Below are 20,087 nucleotides of genomic sequence, written 5' to 3'. Positions count from 1 at the left end.
AACAGAGGAGGGATGCAATGAATAATTTACCTGTAGATCAATTATGTGAATTATTTCTCCAGACGATAAATCAATACTCAGCTCTGGAAAAATCGACACATACCTATGATGTTGAACCTAAAATTTATTTGGCTGAAATTCATACCATTGTAGCTATACGGGCGCATGAAAATATTAATATAACTGATTTGGCAAAATTGCAGGGAACTTCAAGAAGTGCTGCGTCCCAAGCGGTCAGCAGACTTGTCAAAAAGGGTTTTATTGAAAAAAGAGTTTCTCCAGATACGGATAATGAAGTTATCTTATCTCTTACGGAAAAAGGAGAAAAAGTTTCTGATTTACATGATAAGCAGCATATTTTACTGAGGGAAAAGCTGACTGCCATATTGAACAAATATCCGCCGGAAACAGTTGATATTCTTTCGTCGCTGGCCATTGATGTTCAAAAGATGTGGAAGGAACTATCGTAAAAGTATAGATATGGCTGGAATATTTTTTGCTTTTTCTGTTAAGTAACTTAACAGAAGGAAGGGGGAGGTAACAATGAGTTATACAATGATAAATCCTATTCCGCAGTTTAATTTTCAAATCAACAGGGTTTTAACTTATGGCGATTTGGCATGTAACAGTAAAGAAATTAAGATGAATCTTCCAAGAGTACGAACGTTTGAAGATTGGTATACAGTCTGGTCGGGTATGGGCAGAAGTGCTGAAAGCAAAAAACACTATCTTCATGCGGCCTATTACTATCGTATGGCCGAGTTTTTCTTAAAATCCACTGATGAACGGAAGGATGATACTTATAGTAAATGTATTGAAAATTTTTACCGTGCCTTTGATTTGGAGCTGCAATTACACTATGAAAAAATACAGGTTCCCTTTGAAGGAAAAAATCTATATTGCCTGAAACTGTCTCCCACACATTTTAAGGGAACAGTCGTTGTCTGTGGGGGATATGATTCCTTTATTGAAGAATTTGTATTGCAGGTGCATGACCTTGTATCTAAAGGTTTTGAAATTATTCTTTTTGACGGGCCGGGACAGGGGAAATGTCTTCGGGAAAACTTATACTTCCGTTTTGATTTTGAAAATGCCACATCTGCCATTTTGGATTACTTCCATATCAAAAAATGTGCTTTTGTAGGTATCTCATGGGGTGGTTATTTTGCTTTGCGAAGTGCTGCCTATGAAAAAAGAATATCAGCTGTTGCCGCATACGATGTAATGGATGACGGGCTGGAAGTAATGACAAATGTATTTCCTGCTCCTATCTGCCGAATCATCCGGCTTGCTTATTATAAAAAATGGAAACGACTTCTCAATGGGCTGGTTGGTAAGATTGTAAAGAAAAGTGTTCTGGCTGATTGGGCGGTAAATCAAGGGATGCATATTACAGGAACAAAAACACCTTTTGAGTTTTATCAAAATCTATCTTATCACAACCTTTTAGGGAGTACGGATTTCATTACGCAGGATGTGCTCTTGCTGGCTGGAGAGAAAGATCATTATATACCGTCGATTCAATTTTACCGGCTGAAAAGTTCCATACATAATGCAAAAAGCCTGACTTGCAGGATGTTTACTGTGGCGGAGGGCGGCGAACAACACTGTCAAATTGGGAATCATATGCTGGCAGTTAATACAATTGTTGATTGGCTAAATCAACATTTTCCCGAGGCTGATTAGACTTAATCAAAAGGTCTGATTGTTAATGTGACAAAACAGTATAAAATCTTACTTGAGTTTTCCTGCCTTCGGATAGATAATAAAATAGATAAGTAAATAGGGGATGAAGTAAAATGAAAGATGTTAATATAAAAGTTTTAATTAATAGAAAGCAGTTCACCCAGCAAGATATGGATGTCTGGAAAAAACAAAGAATAAAAAAAGCATATAAAACCCTGCATATAAAAATACCACAAAAAGCATCAATATCAGAAATGAGTGATAAATTAACAAAATGGAAGGTTCAATTATCTGATGATGAAATCAGTAAGATCTTGAGAAAAAAACTGTTTTTTAGCAAATATGTGATGAAAGTTGCAGGCAGGCTATCTGGCAAAAAACGACGTGTAGCGAGAACAACAATACTGGCAAAGGGGATATCTGTTGATAAATTCAGTAAACTACTGGATTTGTTAATGGTAGAAGCTGCAAAGGAACACCGAAAAGTGAATTTATCAGTCTACCCTGAACATTATGTATTAACACCAGATAAAAACGGTGTTTTAGAAGTGATTGAAACAACCGGGAATGCTCCGGTACCGGTACAATTCTTTATAACATTTGGTGATGAAAGTGGGCTTACAGAACCTAAAAACCCTAAATTTACTCACCAGTCAGCAGGGGTGGCAAAACTGGAAGATGGGACGATTATCGGCGGTGTAAGACACCAATTTAGAGATACGCCTGCTGGGATAGAATGCAGGTTAGCAGTTGAATTTCCTGTGTTATGTCCCCCAATAATAGTCAACGCCCATCAAAAGCATTTAGCAGTTGAATTTACAAACTGGCTGATCTGGATTATCAAAAATCAAAACGAAATGGAGAATTTCGTCCATTAAGCAATATATAAAACATACTAAGGAGGACATATCTATGAAGATCTTAATGATTACAGGAAGCGCCCACAAAAACGGAACGACCGCGATGCTCGCATCTGAGTTTATAAAAGGGGCGGAAGAGGCGGGACACGAGGTTTATCGTTTTGATGCGGCATTTAAGAACGTGCACCCGTGCATTGCCTGTGAAAAATGCCACAACACGGATGCCGGCTGTGTGTTTCAGGACGATATGAATGAAGTGAACACACAGCTTCTGGCGGCAGATGCAGTTGTGTTTGTGTCTCCGATTTATTATTATGACATCAATGCACAGGTGAAGGCTGTCATTGACCGTTTCTATGCCAATGATTCTGCGTTGCATGGGCATAAGAAAGCAGTGCTCATACTGGCGATGGCAGATGATACGATGGAATCTGCTGATGGTGCAATTGTTTCCTTTAAAGGGATGACAAAGTTTCTGGACTGGGAAATCGCCGGGACGGTAGTAGGCGTAGAGTGTGCCGATGTGGATGCATTGCAGAAAACGGACTATCCGGCACAGGCATATGAACTGGGAAAGAATCTTTAAGGTGTGTAGATGAGTTAAAATAATTCAGGAGGTACAGCATGAAAGAAATCATGGAAGAAGTGCTCGCATTCCGCGATGAGCGCAACTGGAAACAGTTTCATAATCCGAAAGACCTCGCCATTTCCATAAATCTAGAGGCGGCAGAGCTTTTGGAACTGTTTCAATGGTCGGCAGAAGATACATCAGTGGAAGAGAAGCGGGACCAGATGAAGGATGAACTCGCAGATGTGATGGTTTACTGTCTGCTCATGGCAGACGCTATAGATGCGGATGTGGAAGACATTATCCGTGCAAAAATGAAGAAAAACGCCGCAAAATATGAAGTAAGTAAAGTGTATGGAAGTAAGAAGAAATATACGGAGCTGTAATAGTAATAGCCATTCTTTGGCAGTGCACAGACATGCAGCGGCAGAGCCAATTGTAGAGCGTGTGGATGCTGGGAAGATCAGTGCAGAACAGGCAAAACTTTAATATTTGATACTACCAGGTACCAATAACTGGTGGGCATATTGGGAGTATGTTCCCAATAATGACGAGGTGCAGTCTCCTGACTTCAAAGAGCACAATCAAGCATATTATGATCTGTTTGATCATGTGAAATTCGATACTTTTGTTGATGTTTGTGCTGAAAAGATTAAAAATTTACTGAAATAAAATAGTCGAAAATGATTATCTTAACGGAACAAATCTGAATCGCCAGAACCGGCATTTGCCGGAACTGGCGATTCGTAATTAAAGACTTATTGGCAGCCTTATTTTCCGAAGATATAACTTTCCCCCGGGGCGAATATGTGAAATCTCTGCATCCGGTTCAGTGCAAAGAGCCGGTCAACGAAATGGGCCGGGTTTACTTCATTCACAGCATACAAGTCGAAATGCATGGGGACAAGGAGACTCATACCCGTTTCTTTCGCAAGCAGTATGGCTTCGCTGCTGTCCATGTTCCCGATGATATCCTCTCTTAAGCGGTAATAATCACGTCCGTTCACGGGAAGAAATCCAATATCCACCCCTTTCAGCCGTTCACTCAGCCCGTCATAAGGGCAGCAGTCTCCGGCGTGGAAAATAGTAACATCCTCTCCGAACTGTATCCGATATCCCAGTTCTTTATAATGTCCATTCTCATCCTTATGAAGCTGCTCGTGAGCGGCGGGGACAGGTGTGACGAGCAGATTCGAAAGTTTCATCTCCTGATCTGCATCGGCACATCGAATCCGGTCTTCTGGTATCCCGTAAGAGATCATCAATTCCTCCAATGAGTAAGGAATAATATAAGTGATATTCTTGTTTACTTTATTTAGGACTGTGAGTGTGTCCGGGTCTGCATGATCGAAATGGGGATGTGTACAGAATACATAATCTATAAAATCCAGTTCTGACGCGTCGATTGGTGCATCGTATTTCCTTTTCCATACCACACTGTCTGTACAGCAATTCCTGTCTACGTAATCTGAAAGATAAGCATCGATCAGGATGGATGTCCCCTGATACCGGATCAGGAAACCTTCCTGACCGAGATAGAAGACTGCGATCTGGTGATCCAGCGTTTTTACCGCCATGATTTCCTCTTTTAACATATGACATTCTCCTTATTGACGATTCTATTTCCGGATGATAAAATGTTTATATCATCGAGTGATATAATAGTCAAGGAGGACTCCGCGCATTGAAAAGGTTTATGAATCAGGAGTACATGAAACACGAAAACTGCATCGACATTTTCCATCTGATCCGGGAGGAGAAGCAGATCACACGCAAGCAGATAGAGGCAGTGACAGGGATGAGCTGGGGCGCCGTTTCCAATATTACGGCGCGTCTGATCGGCAATGGCTTTGTAACTGAACAAAAGCCGGATGGGAACACAGGGCCGGGGCGGACGCCGTCTTATCTGGAAGTGGATGGCAGCAGGTACTGTACACTGGGGATAGATGTCAATATTACAGGGATGAAAGCGGCGCTTGTGAATCTGAAGAGTGAGACGCTGAAGACGTGGAACTGTCCAACATGCTACAGCAGCAAAGAGCAATTACTCGGCTGCATCAATAGGATTCTGGATCAGGCGCTTACAGACGAAGAGAGTAAAAAGTTTGAAATCATCGGGATCGGCGCAGCTATGCAGGGTGTCGTGGATGCCGAAAACGGGATTTCTGTGAGTATTGCCCAGTGTGGAGGATGGGACAGCGTGCCTCTGGCAGCGCTGCTTGAGGAGAGATATGGAATTCCCGTCTGGCTGGAGCACGATCCGAACTGTATCCTTCACGCCTATGCCGAAACTAACGAGGTGCAAAACGCCATCCTTCTTCGAATCGACAGGGGGATCGGCATGGCAGTGATGCTTGACGCTGTTATCCTGAAGGGGACGGGACGCTTTGAAATCGCCCATACACTGGCAGCATGGGACAAGGACACAGATTCCTTCAAAGACAGGGGATGTCTGGAAGCCTATGCCTCGGTCAATGGTTTGGAAAAGCTTTCAGGAAGAACTCTGGAAAGCCTGATAGAAGCCGCCGGTGCGGGGGAAACGCAGGCGAAGGCACTATTTGAGGATATGGGGACGAAGCTTGGTATTTCGATTTATAATATGCGAAAAATATTTCATATAACGGATATCATTCTATGCGGGGAACTTATGGAGAGCGAAAGATTTTTTATGGAGCCTGTAACCCGGATCAATGACAGGGCAGCATTTTCCATAACAGATGCGGGGTGTGCCTGTTACGGGGCTGCAGCGATGGCACTGAATCAGGCAGTCAGGAAAATAAAATTGTGAGGAGGAATGAAAACATGAAGGCAATTGTAGTTGAGAAACCGGGAACCGTTTTACTGAAAGAGGTGGAAAAGCCAGAGCCGCCGGCCGGTTTTGTGCGTGTGAAAGTAAAGTCCGCGGCCATCTGCGCCACGGATCTGGAGGTGATAGACGGCAATATCCCGGCAAACTACCCCCTGATTCCGGGACACGAATGGAGCGGGATTGTTGACAGCGTGGGAAGTGCAGAGGATGAAGCATGGATCGGAAAACGTGTGATCGGGAGCAATGACGTGGTCTGCCTGAAATGTGATGCGTGCAGGAGTGGTAACTGGAGATACTGCAGCGAATTTGAGGAAATCGGATTCAGAAGAAACGGAGCCTATGCGGAGTATGTGATTGTGCCCGCCTATGGTCTCTGTGAACTTCCCGGACAGGTGTCCTTTGACCACGGGGCACTGTGCGAGCCTCTTGGGGTGGCACTCGGAACGCTTGAAAAGGCAGGGGCAAAATTCGGGGATACCCTGATGATCATGGGGGCCGGTTCCATCGGCCTGTGTATGCTGGCTGCGGCAAAGGCGATGGGAATACGCAGGATTGTAGTATGTGCGTCCACCGGAAAACGGCTGGAAGAAGCAAGAAATCTGGGAGCCTGCGCTACCATAGAAACGGAAAAAGAGGATGTTGTGGAAGTCATGAAAGGACTGCATCCGGGCGGCTCCGATGTGGTGATTGATGCCACTGGGATAGAATCCTGCATACAGAATTGCCTCAAGATTGCAAGAAAAGGTGGAACGGTTGCACTTGCCGGATATGGCAGGGGGAAAACGATGAGCATCCGCATGGACGATATCCATATCAACAACCTCAGGGTGGTCGGAGCAGGAAACAACTGGAACATGCATAAAAAGGCTGTTTCGTATATGGCCGAAGGCCTGATTGACATAGAAAGCTTTGTAAGCAAGAAGCTGAATCTGGAGGAATTTGAAGAAGGGCTTGCAATGGTAAGAAGCAGGCCGAAAGGATTCATAAAGGCGGTGTTTCAATTTTGAGACAGAGTATACTTGGAATCGATCTGGGAACGTCGTCTGTGAAGCTGCTTCAGTGGTATACAGACGGTACCGTCAGAAAGGTGAAAGAAACATATGACGGCTCAGGATGTGAGTCATGGATAAAAGCCGTGTATCAGGCGGTCGGGAAAATAGACGCTTCATCCGTCACCGCGGTGGGACTGTCTTCACAGGTAGGGACATATGTGGTGGATGGCAGGGATGTTATCAGCTGGAGGTCACCGGAAGGGAAAGAAGAACTGGACATACTGAGGAAAGAAATCGGGGCAGATGTATTTCTCAGGGAAATCTCGATGCCCCATCCGGAGATACATTCTTACCCGATTCCGCGGCTGATGTACATAAAGAAGCATTACGGAAATTTTAAAACTGTCTGCCAGCCAAAGGATTTCCTCTGTGAAGCGCTGACCGGAAACCGGGTGACAGACCTGTATTCGTGGAGAGGGCTGGCAAATCTGGAAACGGCACAGTACAGTGAATGGGGACTTGCATATGCCGGGATAGAAGCAGGGGCGCTCCCTCCGGTCATGTACCCTTGGGAGAAAGCGGGGGAGGTCAGCAATACGCAGACAGGACTCAAGCCGGGCGTACCAGTATATATAGGATGCAATGATTTTTTTGCAGGGCTGTTGGGCATGGGGGTCCGAAACGAAGTGTTTGATATTACGGGTACGAGTGAGCATATCGGGGTATTAACGAAACAGATAATCCGTGATACAAAAATGGTGAGCGGTCCATATTTTCAAGATTTTATCCACTACGGGGTTACCGCATCCAGCGGGGCATCAATGGATTTCTGCCTGAAAAACTTTTCGCCGGAGGCAGACATTGAAACGTGTATCCGGGACAACCCTCCAATTTTTCTGCCATACCTGAACGGGGAGAGGGCTCCTATATGGAATCCGGATGCAAGAGGAGTGTTCTTCGGTATCAGCGGACAATGTGAAAAATGTCATCTGGCCTATTCAGTAATGGAGGGGATTGTGTTCAGCCTGTATCACATTTACACTCAGCTGTCGGCGGAAGGCAGGGCCCTCGTAGTGACAGGCGGCGCGGCGAAAAACCTGACGCTCAATACGCTGAAAGCGGAGTTGTTCGGGATGCCTGTGAGGACCTTAAAAGAAAATGATACCTCTGCTATGGGGGCCGTTATGCTTGCAGGTGTGGGAAATGGATTGTTTGATGATCTCGAGAATGCGGCACACAGTCTGTGTAAAACAGATACAGTGATCTATCCGACGGGGGCTTACCGGGATATATTACTGAAACGATTTGAACTATATAAAAAGCTGTATCCTTCGCTGGAAGCGCTGTTTACAGAAAAAGAAAACCTGACAGGCGGCAGATAAAGAGGTACTGTGCACGCCAACAGGGGGGCACAGTAACAGAAAAGGAGAAAATATGAGTTGTGTAATATTTGGAGCAGGAAAGATTGCCAGAGGATTTATCGGGCATTTGCTGTATTTAAGCGGGATTGATTTTACATTTATCGAATATAACGACACGCTGGCCGATCTGATTAACGAGCGGGGAAGCTACACGGTAAACATTCTTGGAAACAGTGATAAGAATTGTGTCGTGAAAGGTGTCAGGGCACTAAAGTTCTCTGAGCCGGAGAAAATCACGGAGGCCATCGCAGAGGCAGAATGTGTATTTACAGCTGTGGGAGGGAAAAATCTTGGCGGCATAACAGAACTGCTGGCAAAAGGGATCGAGAGAAAAGCGGTGACGGGCAAAGACTTGAATATTATTACGTGTGAAAACTGGAAACAGCCGGCACAGATACTTCAGGATGCTATGGATGAAATGATCTGCCAGGACGCGAAACTCTATTTGGAGGAACACGTAGGCATTACGGAGGCTGTCATCATGCGGTCGGCAATTGAATCGGAGGAGGAACTTCTCAAGAAGGACCCGTTGATTGTTAATGTTCAGGATTTCTGGGAGCTGCCTGTTGATGCTTCCCGGCTTGCCGGGAAACTTCCGGATATTCAGGGCTTGAAGCTGGTTGAGGAATTTACAGGCTTTCTTGAGCGGAAGTTTTACACCTACAACGCGGCAAACGGGACGGTATCCTATCTTGGTGCGCTTCTGGGGTATGATAAACTTGCGGATGCCGCACACGACGAGCGGATTCTGGAAGTTCTGGAAGGTGTGTACAGGGAGACGGCACAGGCACTGTCAAAGAAACACCAGTTTCCGCTGGAGGAACAGCTTGCATTCACGCGGACCTCAAAGCGCAAACTGCAGGATTACAAGATTGTAGACTTTATTGAACGCAATGCGCGCGATCCCCTGCGAAAGCTTGGCCGGGAGGACCGCCTTGTCGGTTCTGCACGGCTTGTGCAGGAATACGGGATCGTGCCGGAGCACCTGGCGACGGCAATTGCGGCGGCTGTCTATTACAAAAATGACAGTGACCCGTTTGCCCGGGAACTGGAGCGGATTAGAAAAGAAGAGGGCATAGACGCCGTGCTTGTAAATGTATGCGGACTTGATGCAGACGGGGAGCTGGGAAGACTGATCAAATCAAAGATAGAACTGTTGAAGGAAAGAGGATGGATCAATGAGTAAAATTGCGGTAATCGGTGCGGGAAAAACCGGACGGGGATTTGTGGGAAGATTGTTGACAGAGGATCATTTAGAGATCATGTTTGTGGATAAAGATGCAAAACTGGTCAGAGAACTAAACGATAAGGGAAACTTTCAGATCACCTTTTTTGGAGATGTACGTCCCAAATTTATAGTTGACCATTATCATGCATATACATGGGAGGAGGCTGATTTTTCAGATGTGGAACTGATCTTCGTGTCTGTGGGCGGCTCTAATCTGGAAGCAGTCGGAGAATCGCTCAGAGGAAAACTGGAGGATACCCCCTGCTATATCATTACATGTGAAAATGCTTCCCGGCCTTCGGAAACCCTGCGCAGCGTAATCGGAAAAGAAAATGTGAGTATAAGCGAAGCAACGGTATTCTGCACGACTACAAGTGACGGCGGTCTGGACATCTATTCAGAGAACTACCCGTATCTGCAGTGTGATGCACAGCTGTTAAATGGATATATCCCGCCGGTAAAAGGGGTAAAACCAATCGATCATTTCGGCAATTTCCTGACAAGGAAGCTTTTTACATACAATGCCGCAAGCTGTGTGATCGCATATCTCGGATATATCCGGGGATACACGGATTACGGCGAGGCGGCAAATGATCCGGAGATTCTGAAACTGCTTGATAAGAATTATGCGGCGACGAACCGTGTCCTGTGCCTCGAATTTGGCTATGATGAAAAAGACCAGCAGGAATTCGCCGCCCTGTCACGGGCAAAATTCTGCGACAGGACAATCGCCGATACCATTGCGCGCAACGCCCGCGAACCACAGAGGAAACTGACGAGTAACGAAAGAGTCATCGGGCCGCTGAAGCTGCTTCAAAAATATGGGGAAGATACAGCCGTCTTAGAAATGACGGCGGGGGCAATGTTAGTGTATGACCAGGAAGGTGAGGAAGAGTGGCGCAGGATCAAAGCAGAAAACAGTTATGAAGAAATATTGGAGAAGATCTGCGGGTTGGAGAAAACAGATCCTCTGTTTGAGGGAATATTAAAATATGCACGTCAATTGTGTGGCAGAATTGAGGAGAAGAGGGACTAACCTGAAAGGAGAAAGCACGATTATGACAGCTGATACTTTATTGTTTTTTGATAAGATGCCCCAGGCCCTGCCGATATATCAGGCATTTGAGGAAAGAATCCTGAAAGAGTGTGCGTATATTGAGATTCAAGTAAAAAAGACCCAGATTTCGTTCAAAAACAAGTATAACTTTGCATTTGTTTCGCTTCCGGTCAGAAGAAGAAAAGGATGGCCCGAAATCTGTATCATCGTTACATTTGGTCTGTCACACCGGCTGGAATCGCCGCGGATCATGCAGGCAGTGGAGCCCTATCCAAACCGGTGGACGCATCATGTAATTGTGGAAGATGTAGATGAGATTGATCAGGAACTGATGGGCTGGATCAGGGAAGCCTATGAATTTGCACTGCTAAAGTAGCAGGCATGTCTAGTAATATCCCTCTACAATACGGACCGGATCATGGCCGACCTTTTCCTGAAGCTCAGGATTTGATGTATACTGGTAATAATCCATACCGGCATCATTCATATAATTGGCAATGTTGAGTGTACTCATGTTTTCATAGAGGGGGACATGGATTGTGGTTGTAAAGGGGCCGGCGGTTAATTCTTTGCCATCTATTTTATAGGTGAGGGAGTATTTAAGCCTGCAGGATTTATCCGGTATCAGGACGGTATCTGCGGCGGCCCGGTCCTGTATTAAAAAGGTAGAATGGATCGGGATAATGTCGCCTGCACTGGTGTGGTCAACGGGGATATAAACATAGTTCAGGATATTTGAGTCCCCGGGACCTGCTCCGCCGCCTTCTATAATAAGGCGTCCCTCATACAAACACATAATTCCAAAAAATAACTCTGCTGATTCTGTTTTGTTTTCAACTTTTCCATACAGTTCAATTTGTCCGCCATCCTGCATGAATGAAAAAGCCCAGTCGCTTGGTTCGAATGAATAGTATTTGATACCGTCCCCGCCTTCGACAGGGGCAGGTTTGAGCGGAAATGCTGCGTCAGGGTCAGATTTTGCTACTTTATCCCAGGGAAGAACGGGAGAGTCTGTGGGACTGCCGGTATCTGTCTGTTTCGCTAATAGGGTAACGCCTTCTGGACATCCGGCGGCATCACCGGAATTGACGATATAAAAATTAACGGTATTGCCGTTCGCAAGACAGTGATAATTCAGCACAGGCTCACTGTAATCATGAATTGACAGTATATTCAGTGTATTATCAGTTGCCTGCGCTATGGAAGTCTTGCTACAGGAGAAACAGGTTCTGACAGCACAGGCAAATGTGTATTTTTCACGTACTGAAGAATGGTCTGGCTCGTTATAATTGACCAGTGATGCTGATGATACAGCGCTGGTATAGTTTAGGGTATAGGTGTCTGTGATTTTTGTCCGCCCAATGTTCTTGCTGAAATAAGGACCAAGAACGAAACCAATGGCCGGTATTAAAATCGTCCCCAGCACAAATGCAATAAAACTTTTAGATAAATGTTTATGAATGAAAGATTTAAGCAATTGTTTCTTACTCGTAATTTTTTCGTTTTCCGGGTCAGAACCCGGAAAATGAATGATTTTGTTATCTTCTGTACTCATAGCTTTACCTCACTCTGTGAATTCTGGTGATTTTTCTAAAATTCTGCATGCTCAGCGATTTTCTTCTAAAAACTGTATCATATTATTCGGGAAATCCTCGTCCAGCAGACAAAGCGACCAATCAGGAAGACTTTGAAAAATCTGTTGACAACGGCTGAGCATATCCCCGGAAAAATGACAGCAGCATTCCAACAGTAAATCCTGCTGGGATAAAAGCCAGTGCATTTTTTCGTCAGGGTACTTGTTTGAAGCAATGTGTATCGTTTCTGATTTGTGATCTTTGTATGCTGAGTAACGGCAAAGGAGTGCAAGAGTTTCTGTGTCTGTTTCCAGGGTATACAATATGTCGGAGAATGAAATATATGCCCCCATAAAAGTGTCATAGAGATTTAACTTCTGCCGTATATCAAAGCAGATATATTTTGAGGTTGTGACATTGAAATAAAGGCAGATCAATAATAAAGGAAATAAAGCATTTTCTGTAAAATTTATGATATGTACCATAAATGGCTCCGAATCATTGAAGAATGTATAATTCTGTTTCAGGGAGACTGATTTTACTGTAATATAAAGGACAATAAGTATGAAGAAGAACCACTTATTTGCCTGAGGCATGTCAGGAAGTTTTGAAGTATTTAAATGCATGATCAGAAGTAAATATATGATCAGGGCAATTATAATGAAAAAATGATAATAACAAAAAGATGTCTTAACTACGGGGACCCGGCTGAAAAAATAATCTGCTGTCCCACATAAAAACAAAATGGTCAGATACAATAGTATCATTAAAAATCTGGAACAGTATAAAAAAGGAAGGTATCTTTTCTTAATATCTGCCAGGTGGTCATTCAAAGGAAATATCTGTGAAAACATCTGATGATATTCCATATAAGTGAAGTGACGAAGATCATTTGTTTTAACCTGGCTGTAGAATGGCGCTAAGAAACGAACGAGCAGGCGCTGATAAAAGGACTCCAGTATGAAAATGAGAAAACAGAGCAGAAACATAAAGTTCGTACCTATAAAGAATGGAAACATTGGATGTGAAGGAATCATGACCCAATGAAATTTCAAGGCAAGAAAAATGTTAAAGCAGATACCGGCAAGAATAGTAACAGCGGCCATATATATAGTCCATATTTTTTCATATGGCAAGAGGAGATTAGTTAAAAAAAATTTTATGTCCTTCATTATGTTTCTCCTTTGTGAAGATGTCTTATCTGGTAGCTGGGTCTATTTTACCAGATTTATACAGTGACTTCAATAAAAAACAGAACAGATATTCGAAAAAATACCAGATAAAAGAAATAAAGCAGAAACTAAAGAAGTCAAATTTACATATGATATATGTCCGAAACAATTCACAAATAAGTGAAAGATTTCAGAACATTGTGAATTATCTAACAAATTAATTGGAAAAATAAAGATTGCATTACAATTATAAATATTTTATAATTTGTATATAAAATATATATAAATTGGAGGACGGAATTATGCAGAAACAAAAGAAGCTATCATTGGCAATGCAAATCTTTATCGGGCTGGCACTGGGGATCGTGGCAGGACTTATCTTCATGCTTACCGGTAAGGCAGAGTGGGCGGAGAGCTACATCAGGCCGTTCGGAACGATTTTCCTGAACCTGCTGAAGTTTATCGTTGTTCCTATCGTACTGACATCGATTATTGCGGGGGTTATTTCTATGAGCGATATTCGTAAGGTAGGTTCGATTGGATGGAAGACAGTCGTGTATTATATGTGTACGACTGCATTTGCGGTAGTGATCGGCCTGATTCTGGCAAATGTGTTCAAAGGAACATTCCATGTGCTCCAGACGAGCGGACTCGAATATGAGGCAGCAGATTCAGTCAGCTTTATGGATACACTTGTGAATATCTTCCCGTCGAACTTCATCCAGCCGATGGCGGATGCCACGATGCTTCAGGTGATCGTCATTGCGTTGTTTTTTGGTTTTGGAATCATCGTTGCAGGGGAAAAGGGAAAGGCACTGGCAAAAGGGATTAACAGTCTGGCAGATGTGAGCATGGCAGTCATGACAATGATACTGAAGCTTTCCCCATTCGGTGTTTTTTGTCTGATTACACCGGTTGTGGCAGTGAATGGTCCGGAAATTCTGGGTTCTCTGGCAATGGTACTTTTGGCGGCATATATTGCGTACATTATCCATGCAGTTGTGGTATATTCGACAACTGTCAGGACATTAGGCGGGGTCAGCCCCCTGAAGTTCTTTAAGGGCATGGCACCGGCAATGATTATGGGCTTTTCCAGTGCCTCTTCTGTGGGAACACTTCCACTGAATCTGGAATGTGCAGAGAAGCTGGGGGCAAGACGGGATGTGGCTAGCTTTGTACTCCCGCTGGGGGCTACGATTAACATGGACGGTACTGCTATCTATCAGGGCGTCTGTGCTATATTTATCGCAACCTGTTATGGGGTAAACCTGACGCTTGGCCAGATGGTTACGATTGTGCTGACTGCAACTCTTGCGTCTATCGGCACGGCAGGTGTTCCGGGGGCAGGTATGGTCATGCTGGCGATGGTGCTGCAGAGTGTCGGACTTCCCGTGGAAGGAATTGCACTGGTTGCCGGTGTGGACAGAATCTTCGATATGGGAAGGACAACAGTCAATATCACAGGAGATGCTGCCTGCTCCATTATCATCAGCAGGCTGGAGTCTAAGAAAGAAGCAAAGAAAGCAAAATAAATCTGGTAAAACAGCCTCCTTTTTTGGTAACTTTTGGGGTTTTCTGTCAGCGCTGATTGTGGTACGATAGGAACATATAATTCTGAAAATATGTTAATCATAAGAACAGCAGCCAAAAAAGGAGGATTATCATGGCATTTTATTACGAAGAACCATCCAGGACTTTCAGCGAATATCTTTTAATTCCGGGTTACTCATCTGCAGAGTGCATTCCGGCAAAGGTAAGCCTTAAGACACCACTGGTGAAATACGAAAAAGGACAGGAGCCCGCGATTAGTATCAATATTCCGATGGTTTCTGCAATCATGCAGTCCGTATCCGACGACAGACTGGCAATTGCACTTGCAAGGGAAGGCGGCTTGTCATTTATCTTTGGTTCACAGTCTGTTGAAGACCAGGTGGAGATGATTAAAAAGGTAAAGCGCTACCGTGCAGGGTTTGTAGTAAGTGATTCCAATATTTCACCGGAGATGACTCTTCAGGATGTACTGGAACTCACAGAGCGTACAGGGCATTCCACTATAGCGGTTACGGAGGATGGAAGTCCGAGCGGGAAGCTCTTGGGTATCGTGACGAATAAGGACTACCGGGTAAGCAGGATGGATGCGGATACGAAGGTAAAGGACTTCATGACAAAGCTTGAGAATGTTGTATACGCCGACGAGGATACAACACTGAAAGAGGCCAATGACATCATCTGGGAACACAAGATCAACTGCCTTCCTCTTGTCAACAAGAATCAGGAACTTGTATATCTGGTTTTCCGCAAGGATTATGATACCCATAAGAAGAATGAGAATGAGCTGATTGATGGTTCGAAGAGATATATGGTAGGAGCGGGAATCAATACGAGGGATTATGCAGAGAGAGTTCCGGCGCTGGTGGAAGCCGGGGCTGATGTTCTTTGTATTGATAGTTCAGAAGGATTTTCAGAATGGCAGAAACTGACGATTGACTATATCAGGGAGATGTATGGCGACAGTGTAAAAGTAGGCGCCGGCAATGTAGTCGATGCGGATGGGTTCCGTTTCCTCGCAGAAGCGGGTGCGGACTTTGTAAAAGTCGGAATCGGCGGTGGTGCAATCTGCATCACACGTGAGCAGAAAGGAATCGGAAGGGGACAGGCAACGGCCCTGATCGAGGTGGCAAAAGCGAGAGACGAGTATTATCAGGAGACAGGAATCTATGTACCAATCTGTTCAGACGGCGGAATCGTGCATGATTACCATGTCACACTGGCACTTGCAATGGGAGCCGACTTCGTTATGCTTGGAAGATATTTTGCAAGATTTGACGAAAGCCCGACTAAGAGGGTCAATATCAATGGAAGCTACATGAAGGAATACTGGGGCGAAGGAAGTGCAAGGGCAAGAAACTGGCAGAGATACGATATGGGCGGCGATAAGAAGCTTTCCTTTGAGGAAGGAGTCGACTCCTTTGTTCCTTATGCGGGAAGTCTGAAAGACAATGTCGACCAGACGTTAAGCAAAGTACGCTCTACGATGTGCAACTGCGGTGCACTCACAATTCCGGAACTTCAGGAAAAGGCGAAGATCACACTGGTATCGTCCACAAGTATTGTTGAAGGCGGGGCACATGATGTGACACTCAGAGACAAGAGGTAACGCGGAAAACTTACAGAAGCATAAGATACACATTTTTATCCGGGCAGCGTTCTAGGAAACATAGAGGATGCTGTCCGGATTATTTTCTCCCTGCATATGCGCCGGAATGTAAACTGAAATATGGAATGAAGTATTTCGCGGGTTTTGTATTTATGATATAATGATGCATACATAAGTCTATAGAGGGCAGGAGCAGCAGACATGAATAAAAATCAGCGGATAGAAGAAGCGAGAAGAATAGCCAGCCTAATGATGCACAAGCATTACTGCGAGCACGATACAAGATGGATTATTGACCATTTTGCAATGCAGATTTCATGGTTCGGGGCCGGGGAAGAGGAATATCTCACAGGGAGGGACAACATTATCACGCAGTTTCGTGAGTTTAAAGAGGGAATACCGGACTGCACGATATCAGACGAGGAATATGAGGTCATTTGTCCGGCTGAGAATATGTATGTCGTATCGGGGCGTATGTGGATTGCGACGAATCCGGATACCGGGATGTATCTCAAAGTCCATCAGAGAGTTACCTTTGTACTTCAGGATACAGAAGATGGAATGAAGTGTGTACACATTCATTGTTCCAACCCTTATCAGGAAATGGTTGAAGGAGAAATTTTCCCGGAAAAAATCGGACGGCAGTCCTTTGATTATGTTCAGGAACGCCTGACTGCATTGGAAGAGGAAATCAAACAGCAGAACCGCCAGCTGGAAGTGATTATGTCTTCTATTGCCGGAGGGCTTAAGATCAGTAATGATGATGACACCTATTCTTTCGCATTTGTCAGCAAAGAGGCGGCGGCCCTCTTTGGATATACGGTGGAAGAATTTATGGAAGTTACAGGCGGGACGGCGGTAGGAACAGTATATCCTCCTGATCTGGATAAAGCACTTGCCGATTGTGCGGAGGCATTCAGGGACGGCGGCCTGACTTATTCTACCCGTTACAGGGTGCGCTGCAGGGACGGCAGTCTGAAGTGGGTGATGGACAGCGGGAAAAAGGCACAGGATGTGGATGGCAGGTGGATGGTCAACAGCCTCTATCTGGATATCACCCGGACAGAGGAGGATGCCCAGCGGCTGAGAGAGCAGACTGAGCTTCTGACAAGTATCTATGATACAGTACCGTGCGGGATTATTCGTTTCGTACAGAGAAATGACGGCGTAAGCCAGCTCATTTCCCTTAATAAGGCAACTGTATCACTCATGGGATACCGTGATATAGAGGAAGGGGTAAACGACTGGCATGACGGCGTACTTGGTGCAGTTCTGGAGGAAGACCAGCAAAAGATCAGAGCACATTATTCAAAGCTTCACCAGACAGGGGACCGGCAGGATCTTGAATACCGTGTGAAGTGGAAAGACGGTTCTATCCACTGGATGGACGGGACGAGCATGATCGTTGGGATGACAGCTGAGAAAGAGCTTATTATACAGAGGACCGTAGTCGATATCACACCCCGGAAAAACCTCCAGCAAAGGCTCAACCGGGAACAGGACCTGTACCGCGTGGCAATGGAGGCGAGTGCGGCAGTCATGTTCGAGTACCTGATGGATACCGATACGTTTATCAGCTATGAACCACAGGCAGGCGGCGGGGTTGTGCGGCATGAGTTGAACCGTTATTCGGAAATCATTCTGGATGAGCAGATTGTGCATCCGGATGACGCCCCCAAGGTGCTTGACAATATCTGCCACGGCCGCAGTGAGGTGTTTGATGTACGCTGTACGACTCCGGGAGGAGAAAGAGGGAAGTTTATATGGTTCCGGGTAAACTGCAGGCTGATCACGGAAGAAGGAAGGCCGGCCCGGGTTGTGGGGGCACTGCAGAATATACACAGCATGAAGTCAAAGCTTTTTGAGAACAGTGAACGTTTGTATATGAACCAGTCGGCGCTGCAGGCAATCAACGATGTCTATATCAGTATGTTTTATGTAGACCTTTTTCAGGACAATTATTATGCAGTCCGTATGCCGGAGGTGAACGAAGGGGATATCCTTCCCCGGAGGGGTTCGTTTACAGAGGGATTAAGGAAATACATCCTGCACAGCATCAATCAGGATGACTTAAACAGGGTGGCAGAAATCTGCCAGAGAGAGTGGCTTCTGAATAAACTGACAGGGAAGAATGAACATACGGAAGTTGAATTCCGGCATCAGAATCCTGACCTCTGGCTGAGACTGGAAATTTACCCGGTTTCTATTGAGAACGGAAAACCAAGGACGATTATCATCGCATTCAGGAACATCAGTGAAGAGAAACAGCGGGAACTGGAATATTATGAAGAAGAAAAAAGGGCCAAAGCCGCTCTGGAGGAAGCATATCACTCACTGGACCGTGCAAACAGGGCCAAGTCGGATTTCTTATCCAGAATGAGCCATGACATCCGGACACCGATGAATGCGATCATGGGAATGACAGCGATTGCGGAAAAGAATATAGGCAGTCAGGAGAAAATCGAGGACTGCCTGCAGAAAATCAGCCTGTCGGGGGCGCACCTGCTGGAATTGATCAATGAAGTGCTGGACATGTCTAAAATAGAATCTGGAAATGTAGGTCTGAATGAGGAACCGATACGGCTGACTGAACTACTGGAAGATGTGTCACAGATTATACAGCCAGAGGCCGGCTCAAAGAAGCAGCATTTTTCAGTAAGCGTAAAAAAAATGGAGCACAATGCCGTTCGTGGTGATGCCGCCCGTGTCAAGCAGGTGCTTCTGAATCTTTTGTCTAATGCGGTGAAGTATACCGGTGAGGAAGGAAATATCAGCATCTGTCTGGAGGAAAAACTATCCAGTGAAAGCGGAGTCGGCTGCTATGAAATTATAGTGGAAGACGATGGAATCGGAATGACGAAAGAGTTTCAGGAAAAATTGTTCCTTCCGTTTGAAAGGGCGGAAGACCCGCGTGTCGGCTGGACTCAGGGAACCGGTCTGGGGCTTGCGATAACAAGGAATCTGGTGCAAATGATGAATGGCACCATCCAGGTGGAAAGCGAAATAAACCGGGGTACAAAATTCATAGTGACCATCTATCTTAAGCTGGTGCCGGAAACGGAGGACGGCAGTGTGCCATGCAGCCAGAAGCCGGATGATATGGAATATGCATTTGAAACGGGTACAAGGGTTCTGCTTGCGGAGGATAATCTGCTGAATCAGGAGATCGTGAAGGAATTACTGGATATGTATGGGATTGAAGTTGTTTGTGCAGCAAACGGACAGGAGGCCGCAGACTTGTTTGAAACGAATCCGCCGGGAACATATGACCTGATCCTGATGGATATCCAGATGCCTGTATTGAACGGTTACGAAGCTACAGAAGTAATCCGTAAGTCAGCGGCAGAGGGGCGGCGTCCGGATGCAGCAGATATTCCGATCATAGCATTGACAGCGAATGCGTTTGCAGATGATGTTTACCGTGCAAAGAAGGCGGGAATGAATGAACATGTGATGAAGCCTATTGAGGTTGACCACCTGATTAGTGTCATGCATCATTATCTGGACCGGAAGTAAATGATACGGGTGAGTCAGACAGCAGGATATAGAACAGGTCCCGTACG

At 45.1% G+C, this 20,087-nt stretch carries 16 protein-coding genes; 14 read left to right on the top strand and 2 right to left on the bottom strand.

The window, feature by feature from the left end; translation table 11 throughout:
• The first annotated feature begins 17 nt into the window (after positions 1-17).
• The 5 genes from A8806_RS02825 to A8806_RS02805 all read left to right on the top strand — a co-directional run bounded on the left by A8806_RS02825 (position 18) and on the right by A8806_RS02805 (position 3,500).
• Positions 18-470 (top strand): MarR family winged helix-turn-helix transcriptional regulator, encoded by a 453-nt coding sequence (locus A8806_RS02825; protein WP_109729629.1) that lies wholly within the window; start codon positions 18-20, stop codon positions 468-470.
• A gap of 73 nt (positions 471-543) precedes the next feature.
• The gene (locus A8806_RS02820; protein WP_109729628.1) at positions 544-1,686 is read left to right on the top strand and encodes an alpha/beta fold hydrolase; all 1,143 of its coding nucleotides are present in this window, start codon (positions 544-546) and stop codon (positions 1,684-1,686) included.
• Between the two features lie 113 nt (positions 1,687-1,799).
• Positions 1,800-2,564 (top strand): hypothetical protein, encoded by a 765-nt coding sequence (locus tag A8806_RS02815; RefSeq protein WP_109729627.1) that lies wholly within the window; start codon positions 1,800-1,802, stop codon positions 2,562-2,564.
• Between the two features lie 34 nt (positions 2,565-2,598).
• Entirely contained in the window at positions 2,599-3,132 is a 534-nt protein-coding gene (locus A8806_RS02810; RefSeq protein ID WP_109729626.1) for a flavodoxin family protein, read from the top strand.
• A 38-nt stretch (positions 3,133-3,170) separates the two neighbouring features.
• Positions 3,171-3,500 carry a nucleotide pyrophosphohydrolase gene (locus tag A8806_RS02805; protein ID WP_109729625.1) on the top strand — a complete coding sequence of 110 codons (330 nt, stop codon included), beginning with the start codon at positions 3,171-3,173 and terminating at the stop codon, positions 3,498-3,500.
• Between the two features lie 384 nt (positions 3,501-3,884).
• On the opposite strand, the gene A8806_RS02800 is transcribed toward A8806_RS02805, so the two are convergent.
• A complete protein-coding gene (locus tag A8806_RS02800) occupies positions 3,885-4,709 on the bottom strand; it encodes an MBL fold metallo-hydrolase (protein WP_242995927.1) in 825 nt (274 codons plus the stop codon).
• An 89-nt stretch (positions 4,710-4,798) separates the two neighbouring features.
• On the opposite strand from A8806_RS02800, the gene A8806_RS02795 reads away from it, so the two are divergent.
• Genes A8806_RS02795 through A8806_RS02770 form a run of 6 tightly spaced genes read left to right on the top strand, consistent with a single transcriptional unit; the run spans position 4,799 to position 10,997 of the window.
• Positions 4,799-5,902: an ROK family protein gene (locus A8806_RS02795; protein WP_109729624.1), complete on the top strand. Its 1,104-nt coding sequence runs from the start codon at positions 4,799-4,801 to the stop codon at positions 5,900-5,902.
• A 14-nt stretch (positions 5,903-5,916) separates the two neighbouring features.
• Positions 5,917-6,930 (top strand): zinc-dependent alcohol dehydrogenase, encoded by a 1,014-nt coding sequence (locus tag A8806_RS02790; RefSeq protein WP_109729623.1) that lies wholly within the window; start codon positions 5,917-5,919, stop codon positions 6,928-6,930.
• Positions 6,927-8,297 (top strand): xylulokinase, encoded by a 1,371-nt coding sequence (locus A8806_RS02785; protein ID WP_109729622.1) that lies wholly within the window; start codon positions 6,927-6,929, stop codon positions 8,295-8,297. Before A8806_RS02790 ends, A8806_RS02785 begins: the two co-directional genes overlap by 4 nt.
• A gap of 52 nt (positions 8,298-8,349) precedes the next feature.
• Positions 8,350-9,522, top strand: coding sequence for a mannitol dehydrogenase family protein (locus tag A8806_RS02780; RefSeq protein WP_109729621.1), 1,173 nt, complete (start codon positions 8,350-8,352; stop codon positions 9,520-9,522).
• Positions 9,515-10,600 carry a mannitol dehydrogenase family protein gene (locus tag A8806_RS02775; RefSeq protein ID WP_109729620.1) on the top strand — a complete coding sequence of 362 codons (1,086 nt, stop codon included), beginning with the start codon at positions 9,515-9,517 and terminating at the stop codon, positions 10,598-10,600. Before A8806_RS02780 ends, A8806_RS02775 begins: the two co-directional genes overlap by 8 nt.
• Positions 10,601-10,622: 22 nt before the next feature.
• Positions 10,623-10,997 carry a DUF5655 domain-containing protein gene (locus tag A8806_RS02770; RefSeq protein ID WP_109729619.1) on the top strand — a complete coding sequence of 125 codons (375 nt, stop codon included), beginning with the start codon at positions 10,623-10,625 and terminating at the stop codon, positions 10,995-10,997.
• 9 nt (positions 10,998-11,006) lie between these two features.
• Here the strand turns inward: A8806_RS02770 and A8806_RS02765 are convergent, their stop codons facing one another.
• Positions 11,007-12,176, bottom strand: coding sequence for a hypothetical protein (locus A8806_RS02765; protein WP_109729618.1), 1,170 nt, complete (start codon positions 12,174-12,176; stop codon positions 11,007-11,009).
• Positions 12,177-13,669: 1,493 nt separating this feature from the next.
• Between A8806_RS02765 and A8806_RS02755 the strand changes: the two genes are divergently transcribed.
• From A8806_RS02755 to A8806_RS02745, 3 genes are all read left to right on the top strand, one after another.
• On the top strand, positions 13,670-14,899 hold the full coding sequence (locus tag A8806_RS02755) for a dicarboxylate/amino acid:cation symporter (protein WP_109729616.1): 1,230 nt from the start codon (positions 13,670-13,672) through the stop codon (positions 14,897-14,899).
• A gap of 131 nt (positions 14,900-15,030) precedes the next feature.
• Complete coding sequence (locus tag A8806_RS02750; protein WP_109729615.1) at positions 15,031-16,524, top strand: IMP dehydrogenase; 1,494 nt, start codon at positions 15,031-15,033, stop codon at positions 16,522-16,524.
• Positions 16,525-16,725: 201 nt separating this feature from the next.
• Entirely contained in the window at positions 16,726-20,040 is a 3,315-nt protein-coding gene (locus A8806_RS02745) for a PAS domain-containing protein (protein WP_109729614.1), read from the top strand.
• Positions 20,041-20,087: the final 47 nt, after the last annotated feature.

Source organism: Faecalicatena orotica (assembly GCF_003149245.1).
GTDB lineage: Bacteria > Bacillota > Clostridia > Lachnospirales > Lachnospiraceae > Faecalicatena_A > Faecalicatena_A orotica.
The sequence above is the reverse complement of the archived record's forward strand: the minus strand, read 5'-3'. Positions and strand labels throughout refer to the sequence as shown.